This is a genomic window from Candidatus Yanofskybacteria bacterium (genome assembly GCA_016181175.1).
Classification (GTDB): domain Bacteria; phylum Patescibacteriota; class Minisyncoccia; order 2-02-FULL-40-12; family IGHO2-01-FULL-4-A; genus 2-01-FULL-44-17.
On sequence record JACOZV010000002.1, the window covers coordinates 1 to 22,601 of the forward strand.

General features: G+C 41.2%; 20 protein-coding genes and 2 tRNA genes. 18 read left to right on the forward strand and 4 right to left on the reverse strand.

Features of this window, described 5'->3' with window-relative positions; genetic code table 11:
- The 6 genes from HYT61_01855 to rplL form a co-directional block, all read left to right on the forward strand.
- Positions 1–1,834, forward strand: a 1,834-nt coding sequence (locus HYT61_01855) for a tail fiber domain-containing protein (GenBank protein MBI2062966.1), incomplete at its 5' end; no start/stop codon positions are given.
- Between the two features lie 94 nt (positions 1,835–1,928).
- Positions 1,929–4,439 carry a tetratricopeptide repeat protein gene (locus HYT61_01860; protein ID MBI2062967.1) on the forward strand — a complete coding sequence of 837 codons (2,511 nt, stop codon included), beginning with the start codon at positions 1,929–1,931 and terminating at the stop codon, positions 4,437–4,439.
- A gap of 36 nt (positions 4,440–4,475) precedes the next feature.
- Positions 4,476–5,450 (forward strand): endolytic transglycosylase MltG, encoded by a 975-nt coding sequence (gene mltG, locus HYT61_01865; GenBank protein ID MBI2062968.1) that lies wholly within the window; start codon positions 4,476–4,478, stop codon positions 5,448–5,450.
- 33 nt (positions 5,451–5,483) lie between these two features.
- Positions 5,484–5,801, forward strand: coding sequence for a hypothetical protein (locus tag HYT61_01870; GenBank protein ID MBI2062969.1), 318 nt, complete (start codon positions 5,484–5,486; stop codon positions 5,799–5,801).
- Positions 5,802–6,038: 237 nt separating this feature from the next.
- Complete coding sequence (locus HYT61_01875) at positions 6,039–6,536, forward strand: 50S ribosomal protein L10 (protein MBI2062970.1); 498 nt, start codon at positions 6,039–6,041, stop codon at positions 6,534–6,536.
- A 115-nt stretch (positions 6,537–6,651) separates the two neighbouring features.
- Positions 6,652–7,026 (forward strand): 50S ribosomal protein L7/L12, encoded by a 375-nt coding sequence (rplL, locus tag HYT61_01880; protein MBI2062971.1) that lies wholly within the window; start codon positions 6,652–6,654, stop codon positions 7,024–7,026.
- Positions 7,027–7,092: 66 nt separating this feature from the next.
- Here the strand turns inward: rplL and HYT61_01885 are convergent, their stop codons facing one another.
- On the reverse strand, positions 7,093–9,108 hold the full coding sequence (locus HYT61_01885; protein ID MBI2062972.1) for a hypothetical protein: 2,016 nt from the start codon (positions 9,106–9,108) through the stop codon (positions 7,093–7,095).
- 429 nt (positions 9,109–9,537) lie between these two features.
- On the opposite strand from HYT61_01885, the gene HYT61_01890 reads away from it, so the two are divergent.
- The 7 genes from HYT61_01890 (at position 9,538) to HYT61_01920 (ending at position 15,491) form a co-directional block, all read left to right on the forward strand.
- On the forward strand, positions 9,538–9,999 hold the full coding sequence (locus tag HYT61_01890; GenBank protein ID MBI2062973.1) for a hypothetical protein: 462 nt from the start codon (positions 9,538–9,540) through the stop codon (positions 9,997–9,999).
- 2 nt (positions 10,000–10,001) lie between these two features.
- Positions 10,002–10,073, forward strand: a tRNA-Val gene (locus HYT61_01895).
- A 490-nt stretch (positions 10,074–10,563) separates the two neighbouring features.
- Positions 10,564–10,998 (forward strand): division/cell wall cluster transcriptional repressor MraZ, encoded by a 435-nt coding sequence (gene mraZ / locus HYT61_01900; protein MBI2062974.1) that lies wholly within the window; start codon positions 10,564–10,566, stop codon positions 10,996–10,998.
- A gap of 101 nt (positions 10,999–11,099) precedes the next feature.
- Positions 11,100–11,996 carry a 16S rRNA (cytosine(1402)-N(4))-methyltransferase RsmH gene (gene rsmH, locus HYT61_01905; protein ID MBI2062975.1) on the forward strand — a complete coding sequence of 299 codons (897 nt, stop codon included), beginning with the start codon at positions 11,100–11,102 and terminating at the stop codon, positions 11,994–11,996.
- An 89-nt stretch (positions 11,997–12,085) separates the two neighbouring features.
- Positions 12,086–12,376 carry a hypothetical protein gene (locus HYT61_01910; protein MBI2062976.1) on the forward strand — a complete coding sequence of 97 codons (291 nt, stop codon included), beginning with the start codon at positions 12,086–12,088 and terminating at the stop codon, positions 12,374–12,376.
- Positions 12,373–14,148: a penicillin-binding protein 2 gene (locus HYT61_01915; GenBank protein MBI2062977.1), complete on the forward strand. Its 1,776-nt coding sequence runs from the start codon at positions 12,373–12,375 to the stop codon at positions 14,146–14,148. The genes HYT61_01910 and HYT61_01915 overlap by 4 nt, the downstream gene beginning before the upstream one ends.
- Before the next feature lie 143 nt (positions 14,149–14,291).
- Complete coding sequence (locus HYT61_01920; GenBank protein MBI2062978.1) at positions 14,292–15,491, forward strand: hypothetical protein; 1,200 nt, start codon at positions 14,292–14,294, stop codon at positions 15,489–15,491.
- Positions 15,492–15,713: 222 nt separating this feature from the next.
- Here the strand turns inward: HYT61_01920 and HYT61_01925 are convergent, their stop codons facing one another.
- Positions 15,714–16,619, reverse strand: coding sequence for a proline dehydrogenase family protein (locus HYT61_01925; protein ID MBI2062979.1), 906 nt, complete (start codon positions 16,617–16,619; stop codon positions 15,714–15,716).
- A 74-nt stretch (positions 16,620–16,693) separates the two neighbouring features.
- Between HYT61_01925 and HYT61_01930 the strand changes: the two genes are divergently transcribed.
- From HYT61_01930 to rplU, 3 genes are all read left to right on the forward strand, one after another.
- Positions 16,694–16,768, forward strand: a tRNA-Glu gene (locus HYT61_01930).
- Between the two features lie 214 nt (positions 16,769–16,982).
- Positions 16,983–17,651: a hypothetical protein gene (locus tag HYT61_01935; protein ID MBI2062980.1), complete on the forward strand. Its 669-nt coding sequence runs from the start codon at positions 16,983–16,985 to the stop codon at positions 17,649–17,651.
- 118 nt (positions 17,652–17,769) lie between these two features.
- A complete protein-coding gene (rplU, locus tag HYT61_01940) occupies positions 17,770–18,087 on the forward strand; it encodes a 50S ribosomal protein L21 (protein MBI2062981.1) in 318 nt (105 codons plus the stop codon).
- Here the strand turns inward: rplU and recR are convergent, their stop codons facing one another.
- Both recR and dnaB read right to left on the reverse strand, forming a co-directional pair.
- Positions 18,088–18,684: a recombination protein RecR gene (recR, locus tag HYT61_01945; protein ID MBI2062982.1), complete on the reverse strand. Its 597-nt coding sequence runs from the start codon at positions 18,682–18,684 to the stop codon at positions 18,088–18,090.
- The gene (dnaB, locus tag HYT61_01950; GenBank protein MBI2062983.1) at positions 18,681–20,033 is read right to left on the reverse strand and encodes a replicative DNA helicase; all 1,353 of its coding nucleotides are present in this window, start codon (positions 20,031–20,033) and stop codon (positions 18,681–18,683) included. The genes recR and dnaB overlap by 4 nt, the downstream gene beginning before the upstream one ends.
- 166 nt (positions 20,034–20,199) lie before the next feature.
- Between dnaB and HYT61_01955 the strand changes: the two genes are divergently transcribed.
- Both HYT61_01955 and HYT61_01960 read left to right on the forward strand, forming a co-directional pair.
- Positions 20,200–20,601, forward strand: coding sequence for a hypothetical protein (locus HYT61_01955; protein ID MBI2062984.1), 402 nt, complete (start codon positions 20,200–20,202; stop codon positions 20,599–20,601).
- Between the two features lie 163 nt (positions 20,602–20,764).
- Positions 20,765–21,796 (forward strand): hypothetical protein, encoded by a 1,032-nt coding sequence (locus HYT61_01960; GenBank protein MBI2062985.1) that lies wholly within the window; start codon positions 20,765–20,767, stop codon positions 21,794–21,796.
- Positions 21,797–22,601 lie beyond the last annotated feature (805 nt).

The window sequence follows — 22,601 nt, forward strand, 5'->3', positions numbered from 1 at the left end:
CATCGCCTCAACTTCAAGCAACTATACTTGGGATTTCTTGGACACGCAGGTTAGTTTTGCCGGAGGCAGGATAATGCCGAATGGCAATGTGGGGATAGGGACGACGGCGCCGGGAACCAAGTTAGAGATGGTTAACTCTGAAAACACATCAACTGACTATGATATAAAATTTATCAAAATCGGGGCAAGTATTAACAGTACAAATGTAGTTTGGAGTGCATTGGGAATGTATGATGATAACGGGTCAATATACGGGGCCGATATAGGGTTTTCGACTCCTGTTGGCGGCGGTTACTCGCTGACCTTTGGTACGAATAATGATATAGTCGGAAATCCCATAACACGCATGACCATTAATAATTTTGGCAATATTGGAATGGGAACAACAACACCGGCAATGAAGTTGCATGTGGCGTCCACGTCGGACGAGGCCGTCCTGCGTTTGCAAGATAGCGACGGAACTTGCGATTATAACCCGGAATCTACCGATACCGGTTTTTCTTGTTCATCTGATGCCAGGCTCAAAACTAATATAAGGGAAGCATCTCCAGCTCTTCCGTATTTGTTGGGCCTTCCAATAAAAGATTATGTGGTCATATCTTCGCAGGAAGAAAAAACCGGTGTAGTCGCGCAGGATTTACTGGAAAAGTATTCAGAACTGGTTTCACTTGGCGACGATGGTTTTTACAAAGTTACGCCGGTAACTTCATGGAAAGTAGTTAAGGGCATACAGGAACTTGATGCTAAAATAGCCAGTTTGTCGGCGCAATTAAACAACAACGGAGTTATTGTCGATTCTGGCAGTTCCGGCGGCAGTGTTACAATTAATAACCGGTTATCTGTTGATGATATACTGGGAGTTTACGCATCGGGGAGCGCGGTGGCGCTAGAACATTCAAGCGAGTTTGACAGTCTAAAGTTAAAAGCGGTAAAAAATTTAATTTTTGATGCGCCGGTTTCGATATTCCAGAGTATTTGGGCTAAAGGAGATTTTATAACCGATGGCATTAAAAAAACTTATTATACCGTGGCAAATATCTTACCGAACGTGGATATTGCGACAATGGCTGCCAACTGGGTTTCAAGGGATGTAATCATTTCAAATGACGCCGATTTGGATACGCTGTCGCTGTTCAGCGGTAATGGGGCGCAGGCGGCGGAGCAATCAAAGGCAGACTTGGCCGAAAACGGCAACTATATAGCAACTTATGGTGTAGATTCCACGAGGGGAGAAGTGCAACTAAGTGGGTCATCTGATTTGGTGGGTGGTGAGGCAAAAATTTACTTTGATTACTCATTCACGGCCTTGATATCTGATGTAGCGTCAATTAAGGTCATAGTTACGCCTACGACGAATACAATCCGCGGACAACTATATGTTGCAAACAAAACACCCTATGGGTTTACTATCCGCGAGCTCAACGGACTAAGCGATGGTAAATTTGACTGGTTGGTGATTGCAAGAAGAAAAGGATATGAAGGCGCAGATGGGCAAAACACAAACAGTCAAACTCAAACAACAAATGAGCCAACTCCGTTTCCGATACCAATTCCAGAGCCGAGCCTATCAGAAAATCCAACGCCATCTACGGAGCCCTCAATTAACCTCGAGTCTAGCGTGTCTCCGATTCCAACACCAGAGATATTATTGACCCCAGAACCGATCTTGTCTGAATCGCCAAGTCATACCCCATTAGAGCCGACCCCGGAACCACCCGCCAATAGCGGAGTTACGGGACAGGTACCAACACTTTCTTCTGGTCCTACACCAGAATCAAGTGTGGAAACGATACTAAGTCCAACCCCAACCCCGACTGACGCGTTGACACCATAAATTAATTTTTTTAATATCTTAATTCAGCCCTTGGTAATTTGCACGGGAGGCCGATTTGATTGGCAATTCGCTGTGATTACCGGGTCATGATTTTATGAAGGTTGATTCATACGAAGAGGATTTTGGAAATTTTTCAGAAATAAGTCAGTCAGATTCCACGGTGGTGGAAGAAGGTGAAAACCGAGATGGCAGTTCTGATGCCGTTCAGTACCAAGAAGAGCCAATTTTGGCCAACGTTACTCCTTTGTTTCGAACGACAATACGCCGGTTAGTTTATTCCGCAGTCTTTATATTGCCGCTTTGGTTTTTACCGTGGACGGCGGATATTTTGGAATTCAATAAGCAAACTTTGTTAATTGCGGTAGCCGGTATCGGGCTAGTCTTGTATCTGGTTGATATTATCAGGGGCGGTATTGTTAGTTATAAACCGACTTTGTTTTATTTTCCTGTTGCCGGCATCATGGCAGCTAGTGCCATATCGGTTATTTTTTCAGTTAACAAGTTTACCAGTTTATTTGGTGTTGGAGAGAGTCGAAGCGCCGCTTTTGTAACCGTTGCTTCATTGGCTGTCTTGTTTTTCTTGGCAGTAAACGTCATTGAAGACAGAGGAAATAAATTGAAGAAAATTGTCACTGCATCATTGGCGCTGGCATTTATTTTTGGAGTATTGCAAGTTTTTGGCATTTTTCTTTTTAAGGGAACGGTTTTTGCTTCCAGAGCTTTTAACAGTGTCGGCTCTTTGAACTCTCTAGGCATATTGGCCGCCTTATCCCTAGTATTTTTTATTCCTTCTGGTATTGCAAAAAAACATGACGACGAAAACTTGGCCGAACCGAATTTGATTTCAATGCTTGCCGGCGGCTTGCGTTATATAGGCATAGTGTCCGCTCTTTTGCTGGTCATACTTATCAATTGGTGGCCGGTTTGGGTTATTACTTTTATATCCTTGTTGACATTGGTGTACTTTGATTCTGTCGGTGATGCCAGGTTGGTCAAAAATAGGAAGATGAAATTGTTTGCAATGCCGATGGTCGTGATCGTTTTGGGCGTTTTCTTAATGTTGATTAATTTTAACTGGACGTCATTAAAATCAAAATTACCGGTAGAGGTTGCGCCATCGCACAAAACTTCTTGGAAGATAGATTTAAATTCTTTGAGAACCAAGCCTTCGGGCTATGGAGCTGAAAATTTTGCGATTGCTTATGATAAGTTTAAGCCGACTAGCATAGCTAACTCTGTTTTTTACCGATTCAGGTTTAGTGATTCGGCATCAGAGTTGTACAATTCTGCGGCAGAAGGAGGTTTTTTGGCCATATTAAGTTTTATTGCGCTTCTTTGGTTCTACTGGAAGGAGATGACAGCACGAATTAAGGACAGTTTTAATAGCGGTGCGGAGACAAGCGCTATTTGGGCCGCAAGTTTTGGCTTATTGGTAGCTTACTTTTTATACCCATTCAATGTTGTAACCATGGCATTTTTATTCTTGTTGCTTGCCTTGATAGTTCTGACTTCGGATTCCAGCCAAGAACGCACAATTAGTCTTGAAAGTGATGCGAAACTATCTTTTGCCGGTTCACTGGCCTTTATAATGGGATTAGTATTGGTTTTGGTCGCGGGTTACTTTACAACCAAAAATTACGCGGCCAATATTTCTTTGGCTAGAGCTTTGGAAAATAGCAATTTGAGCAAATCCATAGAATATTTTGTAAAAAGTGCCAACGGTAACCCGAATGATACCAGGGCTTACAGATTACTATCCCAAGCGGTTGTGGCCCAATTGGCGGAAGATTTGAAAAAAGGTCCGCAAAAGGGCGAAAGCCGTGAAACTTATGACAGCAAAATACAAAACCAGATTGCTTCGGCAGTCAGCATTGCATTAAGGGCAACCGATACCAATTCGGCTGATTCTCAAAATTGGATAAATCGCGGTTTGATTTATGAAAACATCATGACCTTAGTTAGCGGAGCCAATCAGGCGGCGGTTAATATGTATAACGAGTCTCTGACGCGCAATCCGGCCGATCCGAATACTTATTTAAGAATAGGTAATGTCTACTTGTCCGCATCTGATAATCTGCAAAGGGCGTTAAATAATTCTCAAAATCGGGGAGGTGTTGATTTTGCCGCCGTTCGCAAACAAATAAGCGATGACTTGGTAAGGGCGGAGGAAAATTATAAAAAAGCAATTTCTTTTTATAACAACTTTGGCCAAGCCCTCTTTAACTTAGCGGTGGTTTATGATCGGCAAGATAAGTTGCCGGATGCTATCAAGCAGTTTGAGAAATTACGAGCGGCCAATCCAAAGGATCCAAGCGTGGCGTTCCAATTGGGACTCCTTTATTATCGCAACAACCAGAAGAATAACGCTTTTACGGTGTGGCAACAGGCGGTGATACTTTTCCCGAACTATTCCAACGCCAGATGGTATTTGTCATTAGTCTTTGAAGAACGTGGTGATCTGGATAATGCGCTAAAGCAGGTTGAGGAAATAGAAAAATTCAACCCCGATAACGAATTAATTAGACAAAGATTGACCCAGTTGCGTTCCGGCAAAAGAACGATACCCCCGGACAGGGTTTTAGATAAAAAACCCTTAGATCAATAACCTATTCTGAAAAATAATTATTATAAAATTAGCGCCATGATTATCATGGTTGCCCTAATTATCGGGGTAGTTATGATAATTTTGCCAAACTCTTTAATTCACAGAACGCTTCCCATAGAAGCAAGTTTTGTTATTGAGAGGGGCCAATCTTTGGGTTCAGTTGCACGTTCATTGGCAAAACAAGATTTGATATTAAATAAGTATCTTTTTGTGATTTATGCCATAGCTTCCGGCAACGAGAGAAATTTTAAAGCCGGAAATTATAAAATACCCGCCAATGCCAGTATCGGAGAACTGGTAAATATTTTTGCGGAAGGCAGATCAGAGCCGGAGGGTATGGTTGTTACCATTCCGGAGGGGACGAATATCGCAGATGCGGACAGGATATTAACAAAAGCTAATATAATAAAGGCGGGAGAATTTTTGGGGGCGGCATTACAACACGAGGGATATCTCTTCCCGGACACATATAGATTTAATGAAGCCGGTGGCAATAATACGGCAAATAATGGTGTTGAAGAAATTGTTAAAAAGATGCGGGAAAATTTTGAGCTGAAAACCGTAGATGTATTTAAAGGAATTAGCCAGCCAAGAATTAAAGAGATTGTTATTACAGCTTCAATTTTAGAGAGGGAGGTAAAGACAGAGCAGGATATGAAAATAGTAGCGGGCATTATTGAAAAAAGGTTTAGTTTGGATTTGCCGCTGGAAATTGATGCCACGGTTGCTTATGGAGTTTGTTACCCGGAATTTTTATTCGGGCGTATCTGCGATGTTTCACTGGCAAATATTGTGGATAACATACCAAAGAATTCGGTCTATAATACATATAAAAGGAAGGGATTGCCAATCGGTCCGATAACGAATCCTGGATTGACGGCGATAAACGCCGCCTTGAATCCGCAGCCAAGCGATTATCTGTTTTATCTTAGTGCAAGGGACGGAACCACAATTTTTTCTAAGACCGCAGAAGAACACGCGAGAGCGAGGGCTAAGTATCTGAAATTATAAATTTTAAATTATAAATTATAATTCAAAAAAAATATGTTAATAAATTTTTTAGTAAATTACGCTCGGGCGGTTGAACTACCGACATTTGACCAGCCGGATTTGCCGGCTTTTATTAGTTCAGTTTATAGTTTCTCTCTTACTATAGTAGGTATAATTGTTTTTGTCAGGATTTTGTATGCCGGTTTTTTACTGCTGACTGCCGCAGGCAATGTTGGCAAAATAAGCGATGCTAAGACAAAAATAACCAATGCGGTTGTAGGCACAATTTTACTTTTTGCGGCTTACCTGATTCTGTATGTTATCAACCCGGATTTGGTTAAAAATACGTTTAATTTTGGCTTGAACCAATAGGGGTTGACCCCTAAAAAAATATTTGCTAAGCTAATTTTACCGTAGAAAGCGGGCAGGTTCTCGATATAGAGAATGGCATAAGTCCCGCCGAGGTATTAAGCCTTTTTTGGATCGAGCTACGGTTTAAAAGACCGTTTTTGTTTTAAAAATGAATCCCGTACGAAGTCCGAAATATTATTTCGGCAGAAACCGGAGGTTTCTTACTTCGTTCGGGATGCAGCAGCTACTTCATACGGGATGAAATCAAAAACACAAAAAAAAGAAGAACTGGCAAAGCTAAAAGACAAATTGGCAAAAGCTAAGATTGTAGTATTTTCTTCTTTTGCCAGAGATGGTGAAAAGGGTTTGAATGTCGCGGAAATGAGGAGATTAAAAAATGAACTCCGGGTAATTAACTCGGAATATTTGGTTGAGAAAAAAACACTGCTTGACAGGGCGTTAAAAGATGTCAAAAGTGAAATTGATGTTTTTCAGTACCAGGGTTCGTTGGGTGCCGCTATCGGATATGGAGACGGACAAACGGTCGCCAAGACAATTTATAGTTTTGCGAGGAAAAGCCCGGCATTGAAGTATTTCGGTGCCATATGGAACGACAAGTTCTTGGATCTCGCGCAATTTATTGAATTTGCCAAGCTGCCGTCAAAAGAGGTTATGATTGCAAGATTGCTGGGCATGATGAAGTACCCCTTGCAAGCCTTAGCGATAACATTAAAACAAATAGCAGATAAAAAATAAAACTAATTTTATAATTTTTAATTTTATAATTTTATAAATAATTTTTAATGTTTAAAAATTAAAACATTAAGATTTATTTAAAAACTAAAAATTGGAAATTAAAAATTTAAACAAAATGAACAAAGAGGATTTCATAAAGGATATTGAATCTATGTCTGTGGTCGAATTGAACGAATTAGTTAAGTCTCTTGAAGAGAAATTCGGTGTATCCGCCGCGGCTATGGCTGCGCCGGCAGCCGGAGCGGCAGCTGAAGAGGGAGTGGGAGCAGCCGAAGAAAAGGATAGCTTTTCGGTAATTTTGAAAGACGGGGGACAACAGAAGATACAAGTTATCAAGGTTGTTCGCGAAGTAACCGGCAAGGGTCTTAAAGAAGCCAAGGATTTGGTTGATGGCGTGCCGCAAACCGTCAAAGAAGGAGCCAAAAAAGAAGAGGCCGAGGAACTCAAAAAGAAGTTAGAAGATGCAGGCGCGACAGTGGAACTAAAATAAGAACCAAGAACCGCTTGAAATCAACTAACTAAAAATCCGCCGAAAGGCGGATTTTTAGTTAGTTGATTATTTGATTGTCCAAATTTTATTGTCTGCCGAGAGTATCCAGATAGTGCCGTCGGGAGATATAGAAATGTCTTGTGGCGTGCCGACGGTGTCAAGTTTGTATGTTGTCTTGATTTCACCTGTTGTTTTGTCAAAAATATAAACTCTTTTGTTGGCTTTATCTGTTTGATAAATGAATGCCGAATCCTTAGAGGTGAAAATGCGGCTGCCTGAAGCAGGAATCAGCTTAAGGTCCGACTCGCCAACTTTCTCACCCTTGAAGTATTTGAACAATTTTCCCTCACTTGTGAGTGCATAGATGTTGCCGTCGGCAGTTATGGATAGCAGATTGGCACTTTGATCACTATTGGACCAGCCAGTTCGTTTTGTGCCGCCCGTTGCTGCATCGGCATATTTGTAAATAATGTTTCCCGAGAGTGTATAAAGATTGTTTTCATACAGAATAGCATCGACTGCTGGTGATGCATCCTTTAATGAGTATTCACTCATTTTTTTAGATTCCAAATTGTAAACTCCAAAAGTTTCCGAACCGTTAAACAACAAGATTCCTGATGGAATGCTAAACAAAAATTGCGGTATTATCTTAAACTGACTCAAATTAGAATTTTCATTTGGAGTGACAGACGACACGATTCCATCGGAATCAGTCAAAAAAGCCAGATCGCCAGCTGCTGTTATAAAGTTTGCTTTGAAATTTTGATTTTGAACCGTCGGATCAGCAAAAAGTACCGGTTCCTTATTACTGGCGTGATCCAGGCCATCCAGTATCTGGTTTATTTGTTGTTTTGTATCATCGGCTTTTTTTCCGGAAATATCAGTCAGGCTTACCAGTGACGCTTGGAGCAATGATCTCGCGTCTCTTAAGTTGTTTTGAGTTATGCGTGATTCCGCAAGTTTCAGGTTTTCGCCGGCTTGTTTAATGATATTTTTCTCTGTGCCGGAATTGCCCCCAGTTTTCAATAAGACGAAAGCCAAAATTGGTATTAAAACAATTACCGATAATGCAATAAAACTGTGACGGTGAGCACGATTGTTTAATTTACCGATTAATCCCAGCTTTTTAATGGTGTTCAAAAGCGGTGTAAAAATATTAACCCTTTTGCTAACCAAAAATTCTGCGGGTATAATTCTTGACTGTTCCGGCAATTCTTGCAAGGAAACAGATTTGGTCGGTTCCTCGTTTAACAGTTGGTTTTGGTTTTCTTTTTGAACAGCGGCTGAATTTGGAGAGTTAGTAGTAAGTGATGCCGCTAATTTATCAGATGGCCCGTCAGTTTTTTCGCTTTTGATTTGGACTGGCCTGATTGTTTTGGGGGCCATAGCTGAAATTGGTATCTCTTTTATTTCGCGTATGTCCATGTGGACGCCGCAACAAGAAAAGTTGGTGGCATTGGCCGCAAGGTGGGCGATTTTTTGACCGAATTCGTCCTGGCCATCTTTAACAAAAATGTCATTTAACTGTTTCTCTCTTGAAGTTATGGATCTAAACGGAAAATAAGCAAAAATTTTGTCGTTTGGCTGTACTTTGCCAGAAATAATATTTGAAAACTGTTTTTCTCCCTCCGCATCTTTGCTGAAAAGCTCTATGTTGTTGAGGATATCTATATATCTGCCGTTGCGCGCCAAGGCTATTTTAAATTTGCCCAACCTTGAGATATAGATATTGTCGCCGGATATGGCCGCTAGGCCGATATCCAATTTGAAATTTTTATTTTGGAAAAAATCATCCAGAACCTCATTGAGTTTTTTAAGTGTTCGTTCAAAGGAGCCCTTGGCGTTTTGTTCGCGGAGAGAATACTCGGAATAATATTCCCTTTTTGCCAAAGACGAAATCAGGCTTACAACATAGGCAAGATTTTCGTCAGCATACTTAATGTGTCCCAGGATAAAAAGTGAACCCAGCATTTTTTCCTGCCCGTTTGCGCCCTGGTAAGACAAAACATCAAAGTGAACGTTGCCCCCGCTGTTTTTATATATGAGTTCTTTTACGCTTGGTTTTAGAGTTATCTTTTCCATCCCGTACGAGACAGGAAATGCTTTTTGAGCATTTCCGTATTATATAAGTTTATCTTGCTGGTATTGATAATCATAATTTTACAAAACGATTATTTGTGTTGCTCTTGCTGTCTCGTTCGGGATCCATGCTTGTATTGATAATTGACACAGTAAAGCCGATTTACTACTCTTCCTAGTGTAATTCCCTACTCTAATTCTAATCCGAAAGATATAAACATGTCAAAACACAAATCCCTCTTCGAATTATTGTTTGGTTCAAAAACAAGAGTTAAAATACTCAAGTTTTTATTTCGCAACCCTAGCCTGTCATTTAGTGTTAAAGAATTATCAGTTCGGATACAAGAACCATTGTCGGTAGTAAATAAAGAAGTTAAAAATTTTACTGAAATCGGATTGATTAAATTTAAAAAATAGCCATATTTTTAGATCATGAAAAAATCCAAAAACAAAAAAAGACGGTCAAAAAAAGAACCAGCCAAAAAGATAGCCCAAAAAATTGACAGAAAATTAAGCTATATTTTAAATACAGAGTTCGGTTCTTTTTTTGAACTGCGAGATCTGATCCTCAAATCCTTACCAGCGGAAAAAAATGACATGGTAGAAAGAATAAATAATCTTGGCAAGGTAAAACTGGCTGTTGTTTCAGGCGTGTTTATAAATAAAGACAACCCCGATCCTTATATTCCGGACCTCTTGATAGTTGGCGATGATTTGGAAAAAAGAAAGTTGCGGTCTTTTTTAAAGGCTCTAGAAGCGGAAGTCGGCAAAGAAATTAAATTCGTCATTCTAGACAAAGATGAATTTCAATACCGCCTCAACATGTTTGACCGTTTCATACGCGTGCTTCTAGACGGCCCTCACGAGAAATTGATAAATAGATTGGGAATATAACAGGGCACTTAGTTCAGTGGTAGAACGTTGCATTCACATTGCAAAGGTCGGAGGTTCAAATCCTCCAGTGCCCACACAGAGCAAACCAATTGATTGGTTTGCGTGAGGATTTGAAGACCGTAGCGATATATTTTCTGCAATTGGCGGAAAATATCGCGAGGGGCGGCCTGCGACCGAGCCGACGGAAGTCGGCGAGAATTGTAGGCAACTTCTTCGTTGCCCACCAGGCAGTGGATGTTGATAACTTGTACATAGAATTACACAAAAAGTGAATATTCAAGTTGAATAACCACCAAAAAATCGGCCATTCTAGGCGATTTTTTGGTGGTTGTGACTAATATCGGATTGACGTTAAAGTTATACACATTGCGTAGTGTTGCGGTTCTATAATTGGGTGGTATATAATTAAGGTAAAGTGTAAGAAAGTGGATAGAAGTGTGAATAAGCCAAACTTTTTGTTGATAAACATTTATAAAGAAAGATGAGAATTTTAGAATACGAACCTGTAAAAAAGATTAATGACGATTACTTAAGACTGGTAATTTATTATTTGCTGTTGCAACTATGCTTATTGGAGAATACAAACACACGCTTGATCCCAAGAAGCGTCTATCTATCCCGGTCAGACTTAGAAAAGAAATCGGTGATCGAGCGGTGCTGACCAGGGGTTTGGATAGCTGTCTTTTTCTTTTTCCAATGAAAGAATGGGAACAGTTGGCGGACAAGTTGGGCAAATTGCCTTTCGGCCAGCAGGACACAAGGGGATTTGTGAGGTTATTGTTGTCGGGTGCTTCCGAAGTTGAAATGGATCAGCTGGGAAGAATATTGATACCTGATTTTTTGAAAGATTACGCAGTGCTTAAAAAAAATGTAGTTGTCGCCGGGCTTTTCAACAGATTAGAAGTTTGGGATGAGGAACGATGGACGAATTATAAAAATAGTCTTGAAAAAAATAGCGACAGAATAGCGGAGAAGTTGGGGGAGCTTGGGGTCATCTGAATTTTGTAATTTTGTAATTTTGTAATTTTTAAATAAATCTTAATTTCTAAATGTTTAAAAATTAGGACATTATTTATAAAATTAAAAATTTAAAAATTGGTATGCATGCACCGGTTCTTCTAAACGAAGTTATAGAATATTTTGATCCCAAACCTGGGCAAAAATTCGTGGATGCGACTATTGACGGTGGTGGACACGCGCTGGCGATTTTAGAAAGAATTATGCCCAATGGTAAATTATTGGGTATAGATCCGGATAACGAACTGGTAAACAAGTTAAAATTAAAAATTCAAAATTCCGAATTCAAAAATAATGCGATTTTAGTAAATGACAGTTATGTAAATTTAAAAAAAATTGTCGGGGAGAATGATTTTATGGAAGTTGACGGGGTTTTATTTGATTTAGGCGTGTCCAGTTGGCACCTGGAAGAAGCGGGCAGGGGATTCAGTTTTCAAAAGAACGAACCCCTTGATATGAGATTCGGATTAGGCCAAGAATTAACCGCGGAAAAGATTGTAAACCGTTATTCTTACGATGAATTAGCCGAGATATTCAAAGATTACGGAGAGGAAAGGTTTGCTAAATCAATAGCCGCGGGAATAACAAAAGCCAGAAAAGACAAACCAATAAAAAATACATTTGAATTGGTAGAAGTGATTAAAAACGCGGTGCCATTCTGGTATAGGCGTGGAAGAATACATTACGCGACGAGGACTTTTCAGGCTTTGAGAATAGCGGTAAACAACGAACTTGATAATTTGAAATCAGGTCTTGAGTGTGGTGTAAATGTTTTAAAAGCTGGAGGCAAGATAGTGGTTATATCTTTTCATTCGTTGGAAGACAGGATAGTCAAAAATTTTTTCAGAGAAAGGGCTAAAGACGGTGATTTGGCCATAATCACAAAGAAACCAATTGTTGCCGGACTTGCGGAAACAAGTGAAAATCCGCGAGCCAGGAGTGCCAAGTTAAGAGTTGCCGAGAAGGAACGTCTCGGTTAAAACAAGTGGCAGTTTATGCAGAAATACTAAACCATCGCCCTTTTTACAAAAGAGGCGGGGCAAACGGATACCAAACAGTCTCTACGAAGATGGAGAATTCTTCGGTTTATAGATTCAATTTAATTTTGGTGGCAATGGCGATCGTTGCCATGACAACTTACATCTTTTTGTCTAATTTGTTGGTTTCTCAAAGATATGCTTTGGGTTTGCGTTGGTCGGAGCTTAACCGATTAAATGCCGGATTATTAACTGAAGAACAACAAGGCGTGAGCTACAATATGAAGGAATTACTTATTTATGGGCAAAAATCGGGATTAATAGAAGCCAAGGACATTGATTCAATTTTAGAAAATGACGGTTTTGCCGTTCTTAATAGATGATAGCTAGGAATATAAGAAGCGGAACACGGGCAAACGTATTATTAATTGCCATATTTTTTTTAACAGGCCTAATCATTTATAGGCTTTTTAATTTAACTCTTGCCCAACATTCTGAATTTGTAAAATCAGCAAAAAGTCAGTACAGCAACCCATCGGCATTATTGGCCGGTCGGGGCAATATTTATTTTTCTGATATTGCTTCCAATGGTACTAAAATCGTTGCGACCAACAGATCTTCCTTTTTTGCGTATTCCAACAATTCCGCTATTTCTTTTGCCAAAGAGTTGGCGGAAAAAATAGCACCGATTTTAAACCAGAATAAAGATGTCCTGGAAGCATTACTTTCACAAAAAGATAAAACTTACTTAGTTCTTGCCAGGAATCTGACAAAAAAACAAGCCGAAGCGATCAATGGTTTGAAAGTAAAAGGTTTGGCCGCCACTTCAGAAATAACTCGCTACTATGATGAAGTGTTTTCAGCGGCGCATGTTCTGGGTTTTGTCGGTTTTGATGGTAATCAGCGTGTTGGCCGCTCTGGTGTGGAATTTTCTTACGATAAAATATTGGGCGGCGAAACAAAAACGCTGGAAATTCTGGGTAACAAAACCTACTCGGATATTTTCAAATTTTTAAAATTTTGGAGAAAAGATGATGCCAAAAAAGAAAATGCTGAAGCAGAAGGCAACGAAGCAAAGCAAGATCTTAACATAGTTGGCAGCGATATTGTTTTAACAATTGACCAAAATATACAGTCTGTAGTTGCATTAGCGTTAAACTCTGTTTTAAAAAAATGGAGCGCGCCGAGAGGTTCCATTATTGTGGAGGACCCGAATACTGGCGCAATACTAGCAATGGCTTCTTCACCCAGTTTTGACCCCAATAACTATTCGGAATATCAATTAAACGATTTTTTAAACCCCAATACTCAAGAAGTTTTTGAACCCGGCTCATCGTTTAAACCGGTTACAATGGCGGCCGCGTTGGATAGTGGCGTAATTACGCCAAATACAACTTATGATGACACCGGTGCGGTAAAAATTGGCGGATATACAATTCGTAATTTCAATGAAAAAGCCAATGGGATTCAAACCATGCGGCAAGTATTGGAACATTCGCTAAACACGGGGGCAATTTTTGCGCAAGAAAAAACTGGAGATGATCAGTTTTTAAATTATGTGGTTAGTTTTGGTTTCGGTCAAAAAACCGGAATAGATTTAAATGCCGAAATTTCAGGCAATATCTCCAATCTTTACAGTGGCCGTAAAATAAATTTTTTGACTGCTTCATTCGGCCAAGGCATTGCGGTTACACCGCTTCAATTGGCAAATGCCTATTCAGCCATTGCAAACGGGGGGAAACTTATGCGGCCATATTTGGTAAAAGAAATAATGAGACCCGATGGAACTACAGTTAAGACGGAACCCAAAATTTTGGGCGCACCCATAACAGAAAAAACTTCTGTTCAACTTAAATCCATGCTGGTTGATGTGGTAGACAAAGGGTTTGATAAGGCCAGGATTAAGGGATATGATGTAGCCGGTAAAACAGGCACGGCGCAAATCCCGGATCCTAGTGGGGGTGGCTATTTGGACAACGATCAGTTTGTACACGATTTTGTCGGTTTTGCTCCGGCTTATTCTCCAAGATTTGTAATTTTAATCAAAATGGAACGGCCAAAAGGAATTAAATTTGCCGCCGATAGTTTATCGCCGGTATTTGGGGATATAGCAAGATACCTTATTAGATACTTCAATATACCCCCAACAAGATGAAATTTTTAATTTCCAATTTTTAATTTTTAAATAAATCTTAATGTTTTAATTTTTAAACATTAGAAATTATTTATAAAATTATAAAATTAAAAATTATATATCAGCCGACAGTTATTGGCATCACCGGTTCGGTGGGTAAGACTATGGCCAAAGAAGCGATTTTCACGGTTTTGAGCCGCAAGTTTTGGGTAAGAAAAACTGAAGAAAATTTTAATAATGAATTTGGAGTGTCGGAAACAGTTATTGGGATTAATCCGCGCTTATCAACTGCAAATCTAAGATTTAAAAATTGGTTACGGCTCTTAAAGTTCTGGAATCAGATTGTACCAGCTTTTTGGCTGGCATTTGGATTACCAAAGAAAAAATATCCCAAAGCGCTGGTCTTAGAGCTGGCTGCCGCCAAGCCCGGCGATATTGATTATTTGGCTGATATTGTCAGGCCGGAAATCGGTGTTATAACGGCGGTAGGCGAGGTGCCGGTGCATGTGGGGTTTTATGCAAGTCCGGAAGAGGTAGCTAAAGAAAAGTCCAAACTGATAACACGTCTGCCAGCGCATAATGGTTTGGCAGTGTTAAATTATGATGACCAAACGGTTTTAGATATGAAAGAAACTTTTGGTGCCAAAGTTGTGACGTTTGGTTTTTCTAACCTTGCCGATGTGTGGGCCTCTGATGTGTCATATTTTGCAGTTGATGATAACCAAAACATAGGCGGACTATCTTTTAAAATAAACAGCAAAAATACTTTTATTCCGATTAGGATTAATAAATTCGCCGGCCAGCACCAGATATACGGTATTTTGGCGGCAACGGCGGTTGGTTTGCATTTTGGCATGAATCTGGTTGATATTGCAGGTGCGCTTGAAAATATAGATCTGCAACACGGACGCATGAACCTATTATCGGGAATTAAAAATTCGGTGGTTATTGATGATACCTACAATGCTTCCCCACTTTCAATGCATGGGGCGTTAGATGCGCTTAAAAATTTTACGAAGGCCAAGGAAGAATTAGGTCGGAAGGGCCGCAGAATCGCGGTATTGGGCGACATGAGAGAGTTGGGTAAATATGAAATAGAAGCCCATCGTGCGATAGGGAACTTGGCCGCTGAATGTTGCGACTTATTGGTAACAGTCGGAAATGCCGCTAAGCTAATCGCTGACTCTGCGGCCAATCAGATGTCCAAGGAAAATATAATGAGTTTTAATACTTCCGAGGAGGCTAAATTAAAAGTGCAGGAAATGATTAAAGAAAATGATGTTGTACTGGTGAAGGGGTCTAGAGCAATGAAAATGGAAAAAATAGTTGAAGAAATCGCACTTGATTCTCAAAAAAGTTTATAACATTAAGGTTTGCTGACCGGCTACGCGCGCGTGTTTTGCTGGCCCTTCGGGACAGGCGCAAAATACGCGCGCCTCCACCGGCAACAAACATCCTTTTCTCATCAATTATAAAAGTGATAAAAACCGCCGATTGGTATCGGCTTTTGTTTTTAAGAATCAAATGCGATTTCCTTGGGCGATAAACTAAAATAAAATTTAAAAACCCGCTAATTGCGAGTTTTGCTAGAGCTGGAGTAGCCAGTCAAATAGTAGTCTCCAGGCGTGCGGGATTTTGAGACGGCGGAGAATGTAGGGTAAAGCTACGCTGTCTTCGCCGTAAGGCAAATAAATTCTTACGGGGAAGCCCTCGCTTAGCAACTGGCGGCCCAGCGCCAAATAGCCGTGAAGCAATTGGAACTCTATGCAATTCTTATCCAGGATTCGGTGATTGGACTCAAAACATTTCCTAGCGTAGTCAATTATTTCCTTATCTCTGCTTGCAATGGCATGCACGGGTTCCATTATGCTTCGCAGTTTATTTCGTATTGTGCCTAAAAAAGCCAGATTTATTAATAACTTAAAATTTTCCGTTATGTCTTCCTGGTTGTAAAATGACACATCCGATGCCTCTTCATAAGCGCCCTTTACCAATCTAACCGAGTGACCATGGCCATGTAGGAGATCCAAATTCTCAAAAGAATTTTTTATATTTGCTTGAAGACAGATGCGGTTTTTATCTTCTGGTTTGGATAAATTCTGAAAAATTTCAATCGTATCATGATTGTATTTAAATTCCTCCATATCAAATTCAACACCTACGCAGTTTCGGCTAGCATAACTGACTAAATCTTTGACAACGTTGAAGCAGTAGCCAAAGCCGAGCTCCATACCGAGATGGGTAAGCTTGATTGAAATTGTGGACTGAATGCCATACTTTTTAATATCGTCCACGAGTTGTTTATATTCCGACAATGACTTTCCAACATTGTCTTCGTTTTTTGAATGTTCGCCAAGCACATCTATCGTAGTCAAAAATCCCTCTACATTTAGCCTGACCGCGACATTTAGAGCTTCTTGTCTAGTTTTACCGGCAATAAAAATTTTGCGCGGTAAAAATAGCATTGCTTTTGTGAATATGTTAATTTTCAAAGGATACTCCTTAAATTTTTAAAAAACTAAACTTTTTGTTAATATATAATAATAATTTGGGTTAGTCCACAATTGCCGCCATCGTCTAGCCCGGCCCAGGACACATGGTTCTCAGCCATGGAACACCGGTTCAAATCCGGTTGGCGGTACAGGCAGTTGACAACATAAAATATTGAGCGTATGCTTATAATAGCAAGAAAGAAAAGGGCAAGTCCCCAGACTTTAATGGCTATGAAGCCTAAAAAAGCCGGGAGCTGTCGACTCTATTCCTACGCGTGTTTTTGATGCGCAAAGGAAAAGATTCGAGAGTTTCCGGCTTTCTTGCGTGTTAGGACAAAGTTTTTTGAAAAAAGGAGAAAGGACATGAAAAACAGTCTTGTTTTAATGATTACGTTGATGACTATTTTAATCGGAGACGCGCGTGTTTTGGCGCAAGAGCCGGCTTATCCCACATCCGGAACGGCAGTGCAAGAGGAGCAGAAGTTAATGGTGAAGATGCATTTAGAGATTTCGGATGGTGGAATGACTTACCGTGAAGACCAAGACGGAATCATGATTCACCCGCAAACGATGTTAACCACCGTTTCCCCGCTAATGTTGATTGGCGCAAGAACGGTAGTTATTTATAAAGGGAAAAGAATTCCGGCAATTAGATTGACTTGGGATCTGGAAGAAGGACTCGTAATGTTTGCACTCATTCACCCGCTTCCGGTTAGCAACTTAGATTTGGGTGTTTTTCTTGATGTTGGCAATAGCGATGATGATTTACTCATGCTTTCGTCAGGTGGTGTTGTCAACGCCAGGGTTATCCAAAATGACCAAAGTCAGATTCACGGTGGTAACATCTTAGTTGATAATTGTGGGCGGCTTGTGGCGATGATTTTGAAAGATGCCGCCGGCAGATTGTCACAGACTGGAATTTCCAGAGAAAAAATAAGCGAGTTTCTTCATTTTTTTAGCCAAGGCCCGCCGATGCCCAAGTTGCCAGAAAAGGATGAAAAAGACCTGAAGACGGGGACGCATGAGATCTAAAAGATGTCCAGCTGGTTTTCTCGCTCTTAAGCAAAGAGCCGTTATGACACTGCGGCTCTTTTTTGTTGCAAATCATAGTTTTGTTGACTAAAGGAATAAAATTTGTTAGGTTTTAAAAATGTTTGCAATTATAAAAACAGGCGGAAAACAATACAAAGTTACCGAAGGCGGTAAGTTTTTAATTGAAAAAATAAACCCCAATGTGGGAGACGAGTTTGATTTTGAGGAAGTATTAATGATCGGCAACGGCAGTGCCGATAGCGTCAAAATAGGCACGCCATTGGTGGAAGGCGCGAAGGTTCATGCTCGCGTGCTTGACCATGGCAGGGCCAAAAAGAAAATCGTTTTCAAGTACCACAACAAAACACGTTATAAAAAGAAAAAAGGCCATCGTCAGCCGTTCACCAAGGTAGAAATTCTACAAATAATTTCTTAACTATCTTCTATTTTTTAGTGCGTTAGAAAGTGTGATTTCGTCAGCATACTCTACTGACGAACCGGCATTTAAACCTCTTGCCAGCCTTGTGGTTCTTACATTTAACGGCCGTAGTTCCTCTTCCAAATAAAGTGCCGTTGTTTCCCCATAAGTATTAGGATTGGTTGCAATAATTATTTCAATGTCCGGTGTTAGTTTTTGCAATTTTTGTATCCTTTCTTTTAATTCTGTGATTCTAAGGTTTTGGGGTAGCGAGCCATTAGCCGGGTTAATATGGCCACCCAACACGTGATAGACGCCGTTGTATGCGCCGGTATTTTCCATTGATTGCAAGTCGGTTACTTTTTCTACTACGGCAATGTGGGTTTTATCACGCTTGATGCCTGCGCAAATCGCGCACTTATTATCGTCCGCAAAATTAAAGCATTCATCACAAAAAATAGCCCCCTCTTTTAACGCGCTTACTGATTGTGAAAATTCGTCCAGTTCGTTTTTTGGCCATTCCACCATTGCCAAAACCAGCCGTGTTGCTTGCCTCGGCCCAATCCCCGGCAGTTTTGTGAAATATTCAATCAGTTTTTGGAGTTTAGAGCTCATATATTTTTAGCAAGGTTTTTAAACGACACAGTGTCTTCGTCAAAATAGAGTTCAATTGATCCGACCGGGCCATTTCTGTGCTTGGCAACGATAATCTCGGCGATGTTTTTCTTTTCCGTGTCTTTTTTGACGCGGTCTTCACGGTAAATAAACATAACCACGTCAGCGTCTTGTTCCAGCGAACCGCTATCGCGTAAATCAGATAACTTGGGCCGCTGGTCGGGGCGCGACTCCGAATTGCGTGATAACTGAGAAATGGCAATAACCGGAATACTTAGCTCTCTGGCGAGCGCCTTAAGATTTCTTGATATTTCGGTAATCTGTTGAACCGGGCTGTCATAGCCCCTGTTGGGTTGTATTAACTGCAAATAGTCAACAATCAGCATGCCAAGCCCTCTTTCGGCCTGAAGGCGCCTTGCCATGGCGCGAATCTGGAGCACTGACGGTGATGAGGCATCATCAATGAAAATATTGCTTTGCGCGAGGTTATCTAGGGCAATCTGAATTTTTTCAAAGTCATTACCGTCGCCCTCTGATGACAAGCGCCCAGTTCTTAATTTCCATAAACTTATACCAGCTTCAGCGGCAATTAGCTTATCAACGACCTGATCTTTGGACATTTCAAGAGTAAATATGCCGACTGGCAATCCGGTAGTTTTGGCGGCATGTCTGGCAATATCAAGAGCAATAGTGCTTTTACCGAGAGACGGCCTGGCTCCCAAAATGATTAAGTCTGATTTTTGAAATCCCGCGGTAATATTGTCCAGATCGTAAAACCCGCTGGGAATTCCCCGCATGGTACCGTCTGATTTATGCAGCATGTCAAGGCGTTCAAATGCCTCGTGCAATGATTTATCAAGGGGTTGGAAAGATTGCTGGATTGATTTTTGAGAAACTGAAAATATTTTTTGTTCAGCTTGATCAAGGAGTGTATCCACATCCTCGTCTTCTTGATAGCCAAGACCAAGTATGTGGTGCGCGGTGTCAATGAGGTCGCGTAGGACCTTTTTGCGTTCAACAATTTTGGCGTAATTTACTACGTGAGCGGCGGTGGGAACGGAATTGACCAGGGAGGTGAGATAGCCGACGCCGCCGATGGCTTCAAGGTGGCCGGTTTCTTCAAGCAGATTGGACAAACTCAAAATATCTATCGGTTCCCGTTTTTCGTAAAGACGGAGCATGCTTTCGTATATTATCTGATGGGTGCGGCTGTAAAAATCTTGTGGTTCAAGAGAATCAACAATTTTATTTATTGATTCTTTATCAAGCAAAAGCGAACCAATCAAACTTTTTTCGGCTTCAATATTTTGCGGTGGAAGTTTGTCTATGGCAGTTTGAGATTTGTTCATAACCAATAATTATAATGCAGGCATTGGCACTTGGGTAGAGGATAAGATGTTATTAAATTACCAGCCGCCATTTTTTTAAATTTACCATTTGACACTAAACAGTAATCGTGTATAATACATAATACTATTGAGTTGCTTAACAATTTAGGAAAAAGGAGAAAAAATTATGGAAAAAAAGTACCAAAAAGGTAGCGTTGGGTCTGCTTTTCTCATATTAATTGCGACGATATGTATAATCATAGCCATGGTTGGAATCCTTTTATCGCCTAGCCTAGAATTTCGAATAATTTTTGGTGTTAATCCTCCTATATCTGTATCAGAAGAACCAGAGCGACGAATTATTCAGCCATTGGTAACAAAAAAATTAGATGAATTGAGAGAAAATTTGAAAATAGCAGAGAGTGAAAGAACGGCTTTTATTGATCAACCCCTGGAGTCGGTTACTAGAGAAGAGGTAGAAAATAAAATTAAAAAGTTAAAAGAATTAAGATACAAAATAGCTTCCGCTTCCAAAAAATTAGAAAAAGCTAAAAAATCCGCGAAATTCTATCAATTCAAGACAGAGTGAGCTCCTGACAAGTTTTATGGTTATTGCCGCTTCATAAAAAGCGGTTTTTTATTTGGCTAGTTAGCAAAATACGAAAACTTGCATTTCTTTTGGGTTTATGTTATAATGAAAGTGTTAAAAATCTCGTTGTTTAACAACCCAATTTGTAGAGGAGAATCAGGAAATGACCAGAAAACCCAATGCAGTAAAGGGCAATGGAAACGGTTTTGCTAGGCCTTTGGGTCTGGCAAAACCAATCGGAGCGGCTGGTTTTGCCGCCTCCGCTCTAAGCACAGAAGGCTTGCGAGTGGCTTCGCAAGTGCGCAATGCGCACTTGGCAATCGCCAAACGCACCGATCCCGATACCAAGGAGCTTGAGAAGCGTACTAAGCACCTTGAGAGTTTCGTTGACGGCAAGCTCAAGGAGTACGCCACAAGTCACCCCACGTTCTTTTGGTGGAGCCGGATAACAGGCTGCTATCTGGAGATCATGGGCAAAATCCTCGGCATCATTGAGGAATTCGGAAAGTGGTATCCCGCCGGGGACGTCATGATTCCGCCGGGCATCAAATATCCTCAGCCGGTGGATGACGGTAGTGGTAATCTCTGGGTTTTCGTCCGGGGGATTGAGCGTCTGACCAAACCGAGCGCCCTGCGCAAGTTTGCCGGTTTAACCCCGGAAAGCAAGCGCGAGGCTGGTGAGTTGTTGGAGTTCAACCTTGAGCTCCGGACGATTCTGTTCCGGCTTGGCCAGTTTGGTTTCATGTTCAGGAAGAACAGGTACTACGAGCAGTACCTTCTTTACAAGGGCTGGAAGCTGGCCGAGCTTGGACGTCTTGGTGTCAAGGTGATGCCTACGCCCAAAGGTCGCTACTGTGCCAAATGTGTTCAGGAGAAGACAGTCCCAAAGACGACCTTCTTCTGCCCCGATTGCAACACCAAACTGTCTCCCAAAAAGGAGCAGGAGGGGGTGTTGTTTGAGGGGCATCTGGACATGATGTGCCGGCGGTGGATGGTTCAGAGATTTTTGGACCACCTCTGGGCCATTTGGCGCGAAGCCGAGGGCTTGCCAGTAACCAATCCCTACGTGCAGGGCATACTCGGCCACGTGGACATCATCGACCCGTGGCAGATGTGCGACAAAGACGTGGGGTCTTTGGAACGGGTGTCCGACGCCGACGTCACGACCGAGGAGAGCAAAACGGTAACGGTCTAAGACCGTTACACACGGGCTCAACCTTCTGAAGGTTGAGCCCAAATCTTTTTGGCAGTGGAAGTGAGCCATTATTTTCGAGTAACCCATGAGTGAGGAGCGAGCCACACGAAAGAAGAAACCCATAAGAAACGAGTGAGCCATAAAATGAAAGAAACCCGTGACCACCAAGTGAGCCGTGCAAGAAAAGTAACCCACGACTGATAAGTGAACCACAAGATTTGAGCAATCCAACGACGGTGAGTGAACTACAGGAGACGAGCAACCCAATGGATTTGAGTGAGCCATACAAATGGAGCAAACCATTATATCCGAGCGAGCCAAGACACGTGAGCAACCAACTCACAGTGAGTGAGCCATCAGAGATGAGCAAACCCACAAGAAAAGAGTGAGCCGATGTCTGCGAGTAACCCATAATCTACGAGTGAGCCATCACATCCTAGAAACCCAATGGGTGCAAGTGAGTCACAACGTAAAAGTAACCCATAGGAAATGAGCGAACCATGAAATGCAAGCAACCCAGTGTCAGTGAGTGAGCCAAGAAATGTGAGAAACCCACTCCCAGTGAGTGAGCCAGAAAGGACAAGAAACCCAATATGTGCGAGCGAGTCACAATAGGCGAGCAACCCAAAATAATTGAGTGAGCCATACAAGAGTAGTAACCCACAAAGTGGGAGTGAGCCAGAATTGTCGAGCAACCCATTTACTTTGAGTGAACCATAGGGACAGAGTAACCCACACACCTTGAGTGCAGCCAGCCCAACCAGCTGGTTTTTTGTTTTTTGAGAAAAGTGGCGAAGCGGGCCTC